Below are 13,940 nucleotides of genomic sequence, written 5' to 3' on the forward strand. Positions count from 1 at the left end.
ACCTTTAAGTCTTGTGACTTCGGGTCGATAACTTGAAACGACGCGTCCACTCTATTGCTTTTTGGATTTTATCACAAGTGATTAGTTGCACAGTATCAAAAGTGCTGTCTAGCTGCATTTGTTTTCAACTACATTTTACCCATTATCTAGGGCTGGTGGGTGCTAAATTTATTACTTGTCGTTTATAATGCGCCATTATTAAACACAAAGGACAACCATGAACGACAGCATCACATGCCCTAATTGTCAGCACACCTTTAATGTGGGCGAGATTCTATCTGAGCAAGTTGCCAAAGAGTTAGAACACAAAATGGCTCAAGAGAAGGCTAATTTAGAGCAAGAGAAAACCCGTTTATCCCAAGAGCAAGCCCGCTTAAACACACAAATGGCTAAAAACAAGCAAGAAACCCAAGAAGCCCTAAAACAGCTAGAAGCCCAAAAGCAAGTAATGGCACAGCAAGTACAACAGGGTATAGCACAGGCTCTCGAGAAAGAACGCGCCCAAATGCAAGCCCAAATACAGCAAGAGCAAGCCCGCTTGCAAGCCCAAAATGCCATGCAATTGCAGGCACAGCAAGAAGTAATAGAAAAAACTTTAAGGCTCAAGTTGCAAGAAGAATACGAGCTCAAAATCAAAGAAGAAAGGGTGCAAAAAGAGCGGTTAGAAAAAGCCCTAGAAGAAGCCCATAAAAAAGCACAACCCACAATTTCGCAACAATTACAAGGAGAAGTCCAAGAGTTGGTGATTGAGGAATATTTACGCCATAATTTCCCACTAGATGGCATTCAAGAAGTCCCCAAAGGAACAAGGGGAGCGGATTGTTTACAAATCGTGCGGGACGATAGGGGGCAAGATTGTGGCATGATTTGTTATGAAAGCAAGCGCGCCCAACATTTCAAAGAAGAATGGATTGAAAAACTCACACAAAACAAACGGGAATGCGGGGCGCATTTGGGGGTGCTTGTGACACAAGCCCTGCCTAAAACGATGGAGCGCATGGGGCTTTATAAAGGTGTGTATGTCTGCACTTTTCAAGAATTTAAGGGGCTTTGTGGGATTTTAAGGGAGATGATTTTGCATGTCGCCTTAGCGCAAAGAAGCCAAGAAAACAAGGGCGGTAAAGTCCACGAGCTCTATAATTACTTGGTGGGGGCAGAGTTTGCAAGAGAAGTGCACGATGCCATTGTGATTTTTCAAGCCATGCAAGCTAGCCTCAATGAAGAGAAAAAAGAAGCAAAGAAATACATGGGTAAGCTTGAGAAGCAATGGGCGAAAAGGGAGAAACAAATAGAGGGCTTGCATTTCATTGTGGCGCGCACACGTGGCTGTATTGAAGGTATTGCTGGCAACGCCATCGCCCCCTTGAAAATTTTAGAATTAGGTGTAGATGAGGATGATACAACAGAAGAAAAGGATGCTTAGTTGGGCTACGCTGTATGTGTCCCACTCTAAGCGGGGATCAAGCTAGGAGCTGTTTCGGTGCTTCATCCGTCCTTTCTTTTTGTCCCTCTTTTTGCCATAGCAAAGCTAGAAGCAATGCGCTGTTTAAGTCTCTCGTGTTTATATGGCTTTAATTGCACATTGTATTTTTTTAATTGCGCCCTGCATGCCTTCAATTCCTCTCGCTTTTCTCTGCGTTCTTGTAAAGAAGTGGTGATGTTGTCCCAAGCAAACTTAAAACACACATTCTTACACCATTTTGTGTCAAAAATGAGAGTGTGTTCATTTAACAAGTGCCCTAAGCGCATCCATAAATCCTCGTCTTTTAGAGTGGGACGATCTGCTAGAGACCTAAAATGGGGGACATTCTCCAAAAGATAAGAGGACTTTGTGTGTAAAAAGACATAAGAGGGTCGTCCAATACTTCCTAAGACTTTGCACAGAGTGTACAAATACATCCGATCCAAATCCCAAGACAGCACGCTAGTGGGTGGCACACCCTGCAAGGTGTGTTCTAGGTGTTGCCAAGGTTCAAGTTTTCTTTGCTCTAATGAAAGAGTTTCGTCTTTCTCTTTATAAAACAAAGTGAGCACCGCTCCATATCCGCACACTTTGGCTTTATCCGCATACACGCAACCGATGTGTGCATCCACTAACAACTTTTTCTCTTTTAAACGCCAAAACCTATTCTCAAATTCCTTTAGTCCAAAGGGTGGTGGGAGTGTTATATGGGGTTTTAGGGTCTGTGTTGTTGCTTTTTTTCTGATCATGTGTTTAGTATATCCTTATTTTGTTTGCAGTTGTGTTTTCATATTGTTAAGGAGCTTTTTACACGATCTGTGTAACAATAAGCATGAAATTCAACGGGGGGCTCCCCCGACTTGAAGATTGGTTTTTTGGTTGTTTCACTGGGTTTTTTGCCTTAATTTCTGCAGTAAAAACTCTAAAAAATGCTCAATCTTTTCGTGTGCAAGATTCACGATCCGCCTGGAATGCAACCCCATCTCGCCACTTAGAATGCGCACAGAAATTCTAGGATATGCAATGCCATCCTTGACTTTGGTCTTTGCTAGATTTTCCTAGTGAAAACAAGCATTTCTCAAATTAGAAAATAGGTCTAAGACAATGTTGACTTTGTGATAATTGGGGAGTTTTAAATCCACTCTTTTATTAAGACTACAAAAATCCCTAAAATCTAATCTATGTTTTCTAAAATCAAAGATCAAATTTTGCAAATGGTTTTGTTTGATGACAACGATAACAGATCCCAAGGTTAAATTAGACAGCAAATACGAATTGTAAGCTTTAAAATCAACAGATTGGGCATGGTCTATATCCTCTTGGGCTGACCTATCTCTCCTTGTTCGCTTATGAATCTTCTCTATCTCTTTGCTTAAGTAGGTGCGTTGATAATCCAAGCTGGACTGCCAGTGACTAATTGCATACAAAAATCTACAATGTTCCTTAGATAAATCTCTGCTTGGGCGATCTTTGGGGTGAGCCTAGCATTGAACTCTAAACTAGCGTTGTGCTTGGCAATGTCATTGTCATAGGTCTTTAAACGCTCTAAGGATATGAGATTTCTAATGTCGCTTTTAAAGGCTTGGACTTGCGCATGTCGGGCTTCTAGATCAAGATTTTCATCCATGGTAAACCATTTTTATTTCATCTCCAATCTCCATTAGAAATGTCATGGTATTTATCAGAAAACTTTGCATGCATCTTGGATTTTCTTTTTTATTTGATTGCATATAAACTGACCTCCAAAGTTTGAAGTAAAGAAAGAGGCACTCTCTTTAGAGAGAATTTTGGAAAATTGTGTCCATTTCACATAAATTCTATGACTGCTCTTCTGTCTAGCCAAGATAAACCCATTTTGTAACAGGAGTTTTTCTGCTTTTTTGCTGTGAGGCGTGGCAATTCAGGCATTAACCGCTACCTCAATAGGAACTATTACAGAATTTCTATTGGAGAGATGAGCTAACTCATCTGCCTCTAAGCTCTCTAAATAAAGCTCTGCAGCCTCTTTAATATTCTCTAGAGCTTCTTCATAACTATCACCTTGTGTCATGCAGCCTTGTAAAGAAGGGACAAAAGCAAAGTACCCATGTTCATCCTTTTCTATCACGGCATTTAAAAGCATGTCATTACCCTTGATTAAATTGAAAGTTGATTATATACACCATATTTATTCGAGCACATTATAAGACAATGATCAAAGAAAGCCAAGTTAGATGCCAAGAGTCAAACACACATTAAAGCCTTTGAAAGAGAGACAACAAGACTTATCGAAAACATTTATTCCACTAGTCTTGAGTAGCACAAGAAACTCACAAGCTTTGGTTTTTGGGCAGTCCAGCAATTTCAAACTTTCAGAAAAAGCGAGTCCCATTTCTCTGTATTAGCCCGCCCTAAGTGTATGCCATCGGCTTTTTTGGCGGCGAGAGCGGATTTTGTGCGTAGGCTTATCATCTCTCGTTCGGCTTGAGCGATATAGCCATAAATGGCGATGAGTAGCCCGCCTAATGCGCTTTTATAGGTGTTGAGCTCGGGCTGTCTAATAAAGCGCACAGAAACCCCGCTTTGGTTAAAATGCTCTACTAGGTTCATCACTTCAACCATTGAACGCCCCAAGCGGGTTAATTCAGCCACTAGCAGTAAGTCGCCTTTGTGTAACGCTTGCTTGAGCTCTGTGATTTGGTATATACTAAGAGACGAAAGTATCCTCAAAGACCATTCGAGGGCTGTTGGGTATTAAAAGACTGCAGAGATGGGGAGTACTGGGGTCCTAGAAATGCCCTAACACCTTAACACTATTTTATCAATTTGCTTTTATCAATTTGCTTATATAGTTCTAATTTTCATACAATAATTAGCCATGACTTGATATAACCAAGCGTGATGGCATGTTCGACATTGGCACTCGTCTAATTACAGGATTTGCTAGTATCTAATATTTAATTTTTTGCAAGGATCTTTTATGCAAGAACCCAAAAAATCCATGAGTCGTTATGAGTTAGAAAAATATCTACTGGAAAATGGAGCAGGTGAAGTTGCTGAATTGTTTTTACAAAAGGCGTTTAAAAATTATGGGTGGGTTAATGTAGAGGAAAAAGAGTTTAAGGATATACAAATCAAATGGGACAGCATTGCCGATGATTGTGAGTTTTGGGGTGGGAAGTGGTACTTTTTTTCTCAAATATGCCAAGAGAGGCAAGCAATACAGCCCGTGCCCGGGTTTTTTGACAGCGGGACGCTAGAGGAATTTTTGTATGACTTAGCTGACTGTTACGCTTACTATGATCCAAAGTTTGAAGATTATGAGAACTTTAAGTGGGAGCAACTTCATGGTGATTGCGATGAAGATGATGAGGGTTATGATGAAGATGAGATAAATCAAAGGGCAACAGAGCTCGCATTGGACGACTGGCATGCTAATTTTTATGATTCTTTAAACGCTGTAGAAACAACCTCCCAGATAGAAGTGGATGTCGAACGGCTTGCCTTTCTCCCCAAACATGTCTCTGTTGTCCTAGAAAAATACCGCCAAGGTGATGTCTATGTTTTTCCAATTGATCGCGATCCAGTGCCCAACAACATGCCTAAATACGATTCCCAGTACTTGCGCACATTTCTCTCTAAACAGCTTGACATCTGCCAAAACAAATTAGAACGCGTGATCAAGCACTTGGTTCGCTCTAGAGTTAAAGATAACTCAGCACGCCAAGTCCGCTATAAACTTGCAAGGCTTTGTTTAAAATGGCATTGTGGTCTAATTACACCTGAGTACATTGCAGAGTTCCGCCTTAGCAACCCCAAGAAAGACAATTTTTTAGCGAGGTGGCATTTTATACACGGCGAACAAGAGAACTATTACATTGCAGAAGCATTATGGGTTTGGGCTTTGGAGCACCTATTGGAAATTTTTGATGAATTTGGAGAGTTAGAAGAAGTTAAACTAAGTCTTTTGGCAAGTCTAAGCCCTGTAGAATCCCAAATATTTGAAAGAGCTTTTTATGAACACGAGGAAAGTTTATGTGTGGTATCTTTGGAATCTATCTTGTGTCATATGGATTTTCCTATCGCTGTGTTTAAAGACCAAGAAAACCTGATTTTTACCAAAAACCATGACTTCAAATCAAGTGCGCTTTTATGTAGGGGTGCCCGTGATTTAGGGAATTTACGCACTCTTTTTGGCTTTGGGAGCTTAGAAGAAACCAAAATAAAAGAGATTATGGAAAACTCTCATTGCAACATCCAAAGCTATGCAACTCAATTACAAGCAGAAGAATCCACAGACCCCCAGAACAAATATTCTCCCAAAGCCATTAAGAAGTATTTAGATAAACACATCATCGGTCAAGATGGGGCTAAAAAGCGCATGAGTTTGGTTTTTAGCGACCATTATAAGCGCATCAATGGGCAGTCTAATTTAATCAAAGCCAACGCCATTTGTGTAGGACCATCAGGTAGTGGCAAGACTTTTTTAATTGAAAAGGCCACAGAATATTTAGACATCCCCTACTGTATCGCCAATGCGGCTTCCTTCACACCCACAGGTTATAGGGGGGAGGAAACCGACCAAATGTTTATAGGACTCTATGTGAATGCTGACAAGAACATTGAAAAAGCACAAAAAGGCGTGATTGTCTTAGATGAAGTGGATAAATTAGGACAAGGGAATGACGACTCTAAAGAATGGCGGCAGGGGGTGCAGAATGAATTATTGAAGGCGATTGAAAAAGGCGTGATTTCGTTTGAATATGATAAGAAAACCATTTCTTTAAAAACCGATCAAATCCTTTTTGTAGCTTTAGGGCATTTTGAAAAGTTATGGCACGGCAATTCAACGGAGCAAAAAGCGCATTCTATCGGTTTTATCCCCACAGACTACTCCAAACCTTTTAAATTGCCACAATTTAGCAATGAAGATTTAATGGAATGTGGGATGAAACGGGAGTTTTTGCGCCGTTTTGCCGTGCGAGTCGTTTTTGATTTGGTGGATATAGACATGCTCGCTGAACTTTTTAACCGCCGTATCCAGCCCTTTTGTGAAGAATTTAAAGAAAAGTGGAGTGCTTTAGAGTTTAGCTCAGATGCTAAGCGCCTATTGATTGAAGACGCTTTAAAAGAGGGCACAGGCATGAGCGCACTCGATCAAAAAATCCATGAAGTGCTGACGGATTTACGCTTTGACATTGAAAACTACAAAGGATTAAAATGCATCATCACTAAAGACACCTTAAAGATAGGGCAAGCTGTGTGCGTGCCTTTATGATAAAGAATTAAACTTAAAAGCTTTTGTACTCACTATGCCTTGCGTTTGCAAGAGATCAAAGACAAAATGCAAGAAGCGAACTTGCTGGAGTTGTTTGAGGAAGCTTTGGAGATTCAGGAGGGTTTTAAACACCTTTTAGCCTTGTCTAATAAGAATAAAAAAATGCTGACAGCAGAGCTTATGGGTAAAAGACCTGTGGGCAGACCTAGAAAGGTGGCACAAGAAGTGGCTACAGCCACGCAAGCAAGAGTGGTGCAGGAGCAAGGGAGTGCAAAGAACGAAGCCAGCCCACAAACCCAAGGACAAGACACACAAGCTCTACAAACCCCACAAAGCACTACACAAGACACACAGAGCACAAAAACAAAACAACAGCAAAGACTAGGCACTTCTAAGCCCTCTAGCCCAAAAGAACCTCAAAAGGCAAATGGCAAAAAGCCTAAGAAAGACAAGTAAGACACACCTTGATAGATCAGACAACAGACCAAGCCCAAAAATTTAAGGGTAAGAAAAAAGATTGGACAAATGGAGTTAGAAAAGTGTTAGACCTAGAAACCCTACTCTCTACAAAGCGTTTGGACTCTTACAACAAAGACCTACAAGCGCACCTAGAGAATTTAAAACTCATCGGCAAATACACGCCTAAAATTGCACTTGTAGAGATTGCCTTGCGTAATTCTTTAGACCATTTGCTGAGTGCCAAAGATACAGAATGGATTAACAACTCCACAGACCCCCGTGTGATCCAAATGCGCACAGAAACACTTAAGGCATGCAAGGCGACCACTCTTAGCCACGATAGCTATCTCTCTAAAATGACTTTAGGCATGGTGATTTATGTCATACGGCAAGAAAATCTTTTGGCACACATTTTGGACGCCACAAAAATAGAACTCCAAAGCTATGACCCTAGCAACAAGAAAAGGCATTTTATCAATGGCAGAAAAAGCCACTTAAACCACTACCACAAAGCTGAAGCCGTTTTAAGTCTGTTTCACATCTTACGCAACCGCTGTTACCATTGGGAGAACCTCACAAAGGTTAGGGTAGGCAAGAACGGACAGACCTACCCAAGATTGACAACAAAAATCCTAGATAACTTTATAGGCATACACCCAAGCAAGATTGGAAAATTCTTAGACGACTTATTGAGGGCTTTCAGTGAGGATTTACTAAGATATGCCAACCACTAAGGGTGGTTGATGAGCGAAAGTCCGCTCTCCGAATTGTCCGCCCATTCTAGCATAAGATAACTAAAAATCCGCTTTAAATGGTTATTTTAAAATGAGGCGTTGCCACCGCCCACCCATTCACCTATTTTTTCTTACCTATAATCGCATGCGCCGCTCTTTTCAATCAAATCCATACTTTTTAAAGACAGCGTGATCGCCCATAGATCTCACTAAAACACAAGCTAGAACTAGACATTTGGTAGTGAGGCGAGAGCTCATGGGCATGTCTGTCACAATGAAGTCAAGAGCCGTTGGAACAATAGAGATGATTTGTGCTGAAGTTGGAGACTTGGTTGAGCCAAAAAATCTAAGTCCATTCACGCAAGACGCTTATAAGTGTTCCACACAAACGGCAGACAATAAGACTAGATCATATAATAATTAGTGGAGATTTTTAAGGGATACCTTGCACTGATTGGACATGAGCAGGGGGAGTAAAAAATCCCTTAATTCTTCTAGTTGCCTAGAATTTTGCATATTCAGCGATCGGAGGGTGAGTAGGGGCACAACGATTTTATTAAAGGATTCGATCTCATTTGGTGTGGGGATATAGATTGGGTGTTTCTTGAGAGAATCTGTCTGTAAGTTTTTAAGCGTACTGCCATGAAAAAATCTAACCTGTAGTTCTTGTTTTAAGTTAAGTAGAAGTAAAAAAAGATAGTCGCTAAATTCGTTGGCATGGATACACCATGTGTGCGATGAGTATGCTGCTTTACCCACATAGAATTTAATGTCTGCATTTCCTCCGTCATTCAAAAAACAATTTCTTTGATCGATGCGATCGATGATGGCATGGGGGTAGGACAAAATAGCATCCCCACTGGTAAAAAAGGGGTAGGGACCGCGAGCATTTCTGGCATCTTTTACTGCAATCTTGGATTTGGGGTTTTCAATGATTAAGTCTTCTAGCGTGCCGTTCTTGCATCGCCCATAAAAATAGTGCCAATAAACATCATTCACGCTTTGCAATATGACTTGGTTGATTTTTTCATTGAGTTCTATTTTTTGATCCAAGATGGAGAGCACATGGGCAATGGCTTTTTGTGTGTGGTAGTTTATTGGTATCTTAACTTTCAGTGATCCTATTGTATCCGCATTAAGTTCTCTAAAAATAGTCCCACTACCCATAAGTTCAAGAATATCTTTGTTATATCGTATTAGATAATACAAAAACTCAAAATAAACTTTTTTATTAGCAATCATGTTTTTTAAACCCTGACCAGTGCATACTCTCCTTTTGGCAATCGCAACATAGCCTATGGGTGCTCTAGATGAAAATAAAATGGCATGTTTGGGTAATAAGACCGTAGAGCAAGATTTAAAACCTAATTTTGTAAGATTTCTCTTGCCTTTTTCAATATAGCGTCCCTTCAAAGTGGATAAATCCTTGGGGGTGATCCAGCGTATCTTGCCTCCATAGTGCTTAGGATTGCGAGTAGAGGGGGTGGCACCCCCAACGATTTTGGCTAAATCTTTAAGGTAAAAACACCCCCATTCATTCAACCTCCACCCCCTGCAACATCTCCAAAATCTCTTGTTGCAAGTTTTGGCTTTGAGTAAAAAGGGTTTTGATCTCTTGTGTATGCTTTTGCATGCGCTCTTTAAACTCTTCGGGGCTGATGGGATCGAGGTTGTGCCCTATTTTAAAATAGCGTCCCGGCACTAGAGAATAGCCATTTTCTACGATTTCTTCGTGAGAGACATAGGCGCAAAAATCGGGGGTAGCTTCTTTATGTAAAAATACTTTTGTGATGTCTTTAATTTCGGATTCTCTCAAGCGTGTTTTTTCTTGTTTGTTGTGATCTTTATATTTTTCGCCCATTTTAGAAGCATCGATCAAGACAACACCTTCTTGTTCTTGTTTGGCAAAAAAGATAATGCTTACATTGGTCCCCGTGTTGGCAAAGACTTTAGCAGGCATACAAATGACACCATAGACAAGCTTTTTATCTACAATATGCCTTAAAACTCTATTTTCTACGCCATTTTTAGCACTAATGAAACCCGTAGGGACGACAATGGCGCACTTGCCATCGTCTTTTAGCAGTGTTAAGCAATGCTGAAAAAACAAAGTATAAATAGGCATTTTGCTTTTATCGCTCACACGCACTAAACCATCTTTTTTTATATCTTTAGGGATGGCGGGTACACCTGCAAAAAAGATGTTGTTTTTATCAGCCTTGATGGTGGCGTGATCGCTCGAAAAATCTAACTTAAAGGGCGGATTACTGACAATGTAATCAAATTTTTGATCAAGATGATGGGGATGTGTTAGGGTGTTGCCTTCAATGACCCTTGGGATCGAGTGGGTTAAATCGTTTAGGATCAAATTAAGCTTAAGCATTTTAAGGCTTTTTTGGGAAATGTCTTGGGCATAAAGGGTGCATGCGCTCGTGCCTATTTGGTGGGCTAATGCCATTAGAAGCGTCCCGGTACCTGCACTTGGATCGTAAATTTTTTGATCTTTTGCTGGGTTGGGGACTAGGATTTTTGCCATGACCTTAGCAATGCTTAAAGGGGTGTAGTATTCGGCATACTTGCCCCCGCCTGCATTATTGTAATCTTTAAGCAAATATTCAAAAATGGGGGCAAAGAAGTCATAACCCTGTTTCTCTTCAAAGGCTGGTTGGAAACTAAAATTATAAATGCTGTCTAACACTTTCCGTGTAAAACTTGCCCTTTTGGATTCCTCATTGATATAGGGACTGATTTTCTCAAAGAGATCGATTGCGCTTTTATCTGTGCTAAAAGCCCTATAAAGAGATGCATTTTCTTTAGAAATCTCTTCAAAAACTTGATCCAATTGTAAATGGATGTCTGAAGCATTTAGATGTGTGTAGAGACTGCTTAAAAATTGGTGGGGTTGAAGTTTAGGGAGTTTTTCTTTTGTTAACACTAGATTGAATATTTCTTGCTCTTTTTTAGATAAATCCTCGTATTTTTTATGAGGATATTTTGCATTCGAGAGCACTTGGATTTTATTGCATAGGAATTTATACAAAAATAATTGCATGATAATCTTATATTCATTACCATCATTGCCTAGACCATATGCGGCGCATGTGCTTTTTAAGTCATCAATGAGTCTTTGTGTATCTTGTCTTAATTTTAAAAGTGCATCACTGGGCATGGAGTGTCCCTTATTTATAGGCTTGGTGGTACTGCTGGTAGATTGTTTCTATCATAAAATCTTCTTGCTCGCTTGTGAGTTGTTGTCCCATTTCTGTTTCTGAAAAACATATCCTTATCTCTGCCAAAAATGTTTCTCTTTCTTCTACAATGGTGCTTCTTTGCTCCACAATCCCATTAAGCGTGTTTTGACATTTTTGTAAGAATTTAAACAAAGTGACAGGCTCTGTAAAAATTTGCCGTTCTGCCATGCGCTTGTGTATGTGCATATATTTCACATCGCCCGAATATTTTTCCAATAGATGGATGTTATTATGATTGAGTTTTTGTACTCTTTGCGTGAGTTCTTTTGTCCCTTTCAAAATGGAGTCAAAATTACTGCTTGTGATCCTTTCGTGCGCAAGACATATACTATCTTTGAGGAATTTTTTGAACTCTGGATCGCATAGTTCTTTGTTTGCATGTAAGGCGGATTTTAGACCATCTTGTGCGGCTTGCAACTCTTCTTTTTGTTTAAAATGGAGCTCCCCCTCACCTTTATGTACAAAATCAAACTCCAATGCCTGCAATACATTTTCTAAGGCTATTAGATTTGGTTTATCATAAAAATCATTTAAAGTGGTCTCGGCGTTAAGTTGTTTTCGTCTTGCACTAAGCAAACTCTCTATGGCTCTAAGCCTATCAACTTCTAAGAGCTCTTGGGGCAATGAGTGCATCGCATCGTCATTGCGTATCAAATTACCATAAATCTTTAGGGTTCTAGCGGCCTCAGATAATTTCCTAACATCTGCCAAATCCATACCACTAATGGCTTGACTCATTTTTTCTAAGTTCTTGCAATCATAGTTAAAAAAAATATTTTCAATTTCTGAAATCTTTTGCCTGATCTCTTTTTGGATCGGTAAACATTGTCTCAAAAAGACTTGGAAAATGTCTCCCGTCTTGCTGGATATGGGCATCAAATTCGCAAAGCTCTCCTAAATAATCATTGGTGGTTTGCTCAAAATTTTGTTGGATGTCTGCCAAATCTACAATGTAACCATTATGTATTTTCTCCCCATTGGACAAGGTGTATGGACGATTGACGCGTGCCAACGCTTGAAGCAATGTGTGTTCTTTTAACTTCTTGGCAAGATAAAGGCGTTTAAGTCTAGGTGCATCAAAGCCCGTTAAAAGCATCCGATCCACCAGTACAATATCTATGGGCAATCTTTCTGCACCGGGTTTTTTGAATTGCTGGATTAGTTTTTCTACTTCTTTGGTGTCGTGCAATATTAGGGCATGGTGCAATCGCTTTAAATCCTTCACATTGTCGTCTTCTTTAAATATATCCTCTTGCACTTGCTTAAAAAGCTCATTGGCTAATTTGGCTTGAGCACTAGAATAACAAACAATCATTGCCTGTAAATTTTCATCATCGAAAACTTTTCGAAACTTTAAGAAGTCTTGGATGATGTAGTGTAAAAAACTTTTGATATAGCGGGCATCTTCAAAAATATGTTTTTCTTTTATGGAGATTTCATCAATCTTTATTTCATCTTGGATTTTCTTAGAAATGCCTTGCAATCTTATCTTGTATTGGGGCTCTATGGCTTCCCTAATGAGCTTGAGTGTGTGCCCGTCCTCAATGGATTGCGCATAATTGTAAGTGTGCAAATAATTTCCAAAGATTTTTTTAGTCGCTTTGTCTTGTTTGTTTTTTTCTAAAAGTGGAGTGCCTGTTAGGGCAATCTTTATGGCATTCTTATCTGCGTTAAGCAAATTAGCTAAAAAACAGCCTTTGGGATCGTAGCTTCTATGGGCTTCATCTACAACAAACACTCTTTGCAAATGTTCGTTTTGCGCCGGTGAAACTAAGTCGCTTTTTGATAAGTCTTCAAATCTTTGTATATTCACCACCACGATCTCGTCCCCACCGCTTCGATAAGCATTTTGACTCGAGAGTTCAACATTTAAGGCATTTTTGTTTTCGGGGACATGCACCTTTATACCGCGCTCATCGAATTCTTGTTTGGCTTGAACCAATAGATCTAACCTATCCACAACAAAGTAGAACTTAGCATGCTTAGACTTAGGCAAATGTTTAAAAAAATCTTTAATAAGGCGTGTAAGGTGGTAGCTTAGAGCAGTCTTGCCACTGCCTTGTGTGTGCCAAATCACCCCATTTAATGGATTTTTGGGTACTTTAGACTCGCTATAGTGGTTTTTTAACGCTTGTTGCACCCTTAGGCTTGCAAACAATTGGTTATAACGCCAAATGTGCTTTGTATAGTTGTTATCCCTTTCCAAAAAAACAATGCCGTATCTCAAGGTAAATAAAAATCTAGTGGGATGGCATAGAGAGGTGAGAAGCGCATTTGTCGGTGTATCCACTTGCATATTCGTAGAAAATTCGGGAGTATTTTCTAAATTCACTGCTTCAAAATCTTCTAATATCTCTTGTTGTTGGGTGGGAGAGATCGAGGCTAAATCTATGGGCATTTCTTCTCTGAAGCGTTGAAAGTTGGCTTGATAAGAAGTGGTGTAGAATACACCTTGCGAGTTATCTTGACCATAGGATTCGTTTGTGCTGAAAATCCAAAGCTGTATAAGATTCAAAAAATGCCTATTGCTTTGGTCGCCACAGCGTTTAATAAAACGCTCCTGCTCATCTTGTATGTTTTGTTGCCCTAGAGGTTTTTTAACTTCAATGCAAGCTAGAGGCAGACCATTCACAAAAAGCGTAATGTCTGGTCTTAAACTTTTATAAGGTAACTCTGCGCGCATTTCAAAAATATTATTACTTGGATTTTCAAAATCTAAAAGCTTATATTCAGCGTTTAAAAGATACCAATAAAAAGCTTTCCCTAAATCTTTTTCA

At 39.8% G+C, this 13,940-nt stretch carries 11 protein-coding genes and 2 pseudogenes; 4 read left to right on the forward strand and 9 right to left on the reverse strand.

Annotated elements, in window-relative coordinates; translation table 11 throughout:
- Positions 1 to 217: 217 nt before the first annotated feature.
- Positions 218 to 1,423 carry a DUF2130 domain-containing protein gene (locus QUE23_RS05010; RefSeq protein ID WP_286348022.1) on the forward strand — a complete coding sequence of 402 codons (1,206 nt, stop codon included), beginning with the start codon at positions 218 to 220 and terminating at the stop codon, positions 1,421 to 1,423.
- 62 nt (positions 1,424 to 1,485) lie between these two features.
- On the opposite strand, the gene QUE23_RS05015 is transcribed toward QUE23_RS05010, so the two are convergent.
- From QUE23_RS05015 to QUE23_RS05035, 5 genes and pseudogenes are all read right to left on the reverse strand, one after another.
- Positions 1,486 to 2,211: a F0F1 ATP synthase subunit B family protein gene (locus tag QUE23_RS05015; protein ID WP_286348023.1), complete on the reverse strand. Its 726-nt coding sequence runs from the start codon at positions 2,209 to 2,211 to the stop codon at positions 1,486 to 1,488.
- Between the two features lie 623 nt (positions 2,212 to 2,834).
- Complete coding sequence (locus tag QUE23_RS05020; protein WP_286348024.1) at positions 2,835 to 3,089, reverse strand: CAAX protease; 255 nt, start codon at positions 3,087 to 3,089, stop codon at positions 2,835 to 2,837.
- 177 nt (positions 3,090 to 3,266) lie between these two features.
- Positions 3,267 to 3,370: pseudogene (locus tag QUE23_RS05025) on the reverse strand (type II toxin-antitoxin system HicA family toxin); the annotation flags it as partial.
- The gene (locus QUE23_RS05030) at positions 3,363 to 3,584 is read right to left on the reverse strand and encodes a type II toxin-antitoxin system HicB family antitoxin (protein WP_286348025.1); all 222 of its coding nucleotides are present in this window, start codon (positions 3,582 to 3,584) and stop codon (positions 3,363 to 3,365) included. The pseudogene QUE23_RS05025 and the gene QUE23_RS05030, both read right to left, overlap by 8 nt.
- A gap of 221 nt (positions 3,585 to 3,805) precedes the next feature.
- Entirely contained in the window at positions 3,806 to 4,093 is a 288-nt protein-coding gene (locus tag QUE23_RS05035) for a recombinase family protein (RefSeq protein ID WP_286348026.1), read from the reverse strand.
- 328 nt (positions 4,094 to 4,421) lie between these two features.
- On the opposite strand from QUE23_RS05035, the gene QUE23_RS05040 reads away from it, so the two are divergent.
- From QUE23_RS05040 to QUE23_RS05050, 3 genes are read left to right on the forward strand one after another with little or no spacing between them, the layout of a single operon-like run.
- Positions 4,422 to 6,719 (forward strand): AAA family ATPase, encoded by a 2,298-nt coding sequence (locus QUE23_RS05040; protein WP_286348027.1) that lies wholly within the window; start codon positions 4,422 to 4,424, stop codon positions 6,717 to 6,719.
- A 45-nt stretch (positions 6,720 to 6,764) separates the two neighbouring features.
- The gene (locus tag QUE23_RS05045) at positions 6,765 to 7,175 is read left to right on the forward strand and encodes a hypothetical protein (protein WP_286348028.1); all 411 of its coding nucleotides are present in this window, start codon (positions 6,765 to 6,767) and stop codon (positions 7,173 to 7,175) included.
- An 8-nt stretch (positions 7,176 to 7,183) separates the two neighbouring features.
- Positions 7,184 to 7,912 (forward strand): hypothetical protein, encoded by a 729-nt coding sequence (locus QUE23_RS05050; protein WP_286348029.1) that lies wholly within the window; start codon positions 7,184 to 7,186, stop codon positions 7,910 to 7,912.
- A 420-nt stretch (positions 7,913 to 8,332) separates the two neighbouring features.
- On the opposite strand, the gene QUE23_RS05055 is transcribed toward QUE23_RS05050, so the two are convergent.
- The 4 genes and pseudogenes from QUE23_RS05055 to QUE23_RS05070 all read right to left on the reverse strand — a co-directional run.
- A complete protein-coding gene (locus QUE23_RS05055) occupies positions 8,333 to 9,454 on the reverse strand; it encodes a restriction endonuclease subunit S (protein WP_286348030.1) in 1,122 nt (373 codons plus the stop codon).
- Complete coding sequence (locus QUE23_RS05060; RefSeq protein ID WP_286348031.1) at positions 9,447 to 11,081, reverse strand: HsdM family class I SAM-dependent methyltransferase; 1,635 nt, start codon at positions 11,079 to 11,081, stop codon at positions 9,447 to 9,449. Before QUE23_RS05060 ends, QUE23_RS05055 begins: the two co-directional genes overlap by 8 nt.
- Positions 11,082 to 11,091: 10 nt before the next feature.
- Positions 11,092 to 11,739, reverse strand: a complete 648-nt coding sequence (locus QUE23_RS05065) for a hypothetical protein (RefSeq protein WP_286348032.1) — start codon at positions 11,737 to 11,739, stop codon at positions 11,092 to 11,094.
- A 202-nt stretch (positions 11,740 to 11,941) separates the two neighbouring features.
- A pseudogene (locus QUE23_RS05070) lies at positions 11,942 to 13,891 on the reverse strand (HsdR family type I site-specific deoxyribonuclease); the annotation flags it as partial.
- Positions 13,892 to 13,940 lie beyond the last annotated feature (49 nt).

Source organism: Helicobacter felistomachi (genome assembly GCF_030296895.1).
Taxonomy (GTDB): Bacteria; Campylobacterota; Campylobacteria; order Campylobacterales; family Helicobacteraceae; genus Helicobacter; species Helicobacter felistomachi.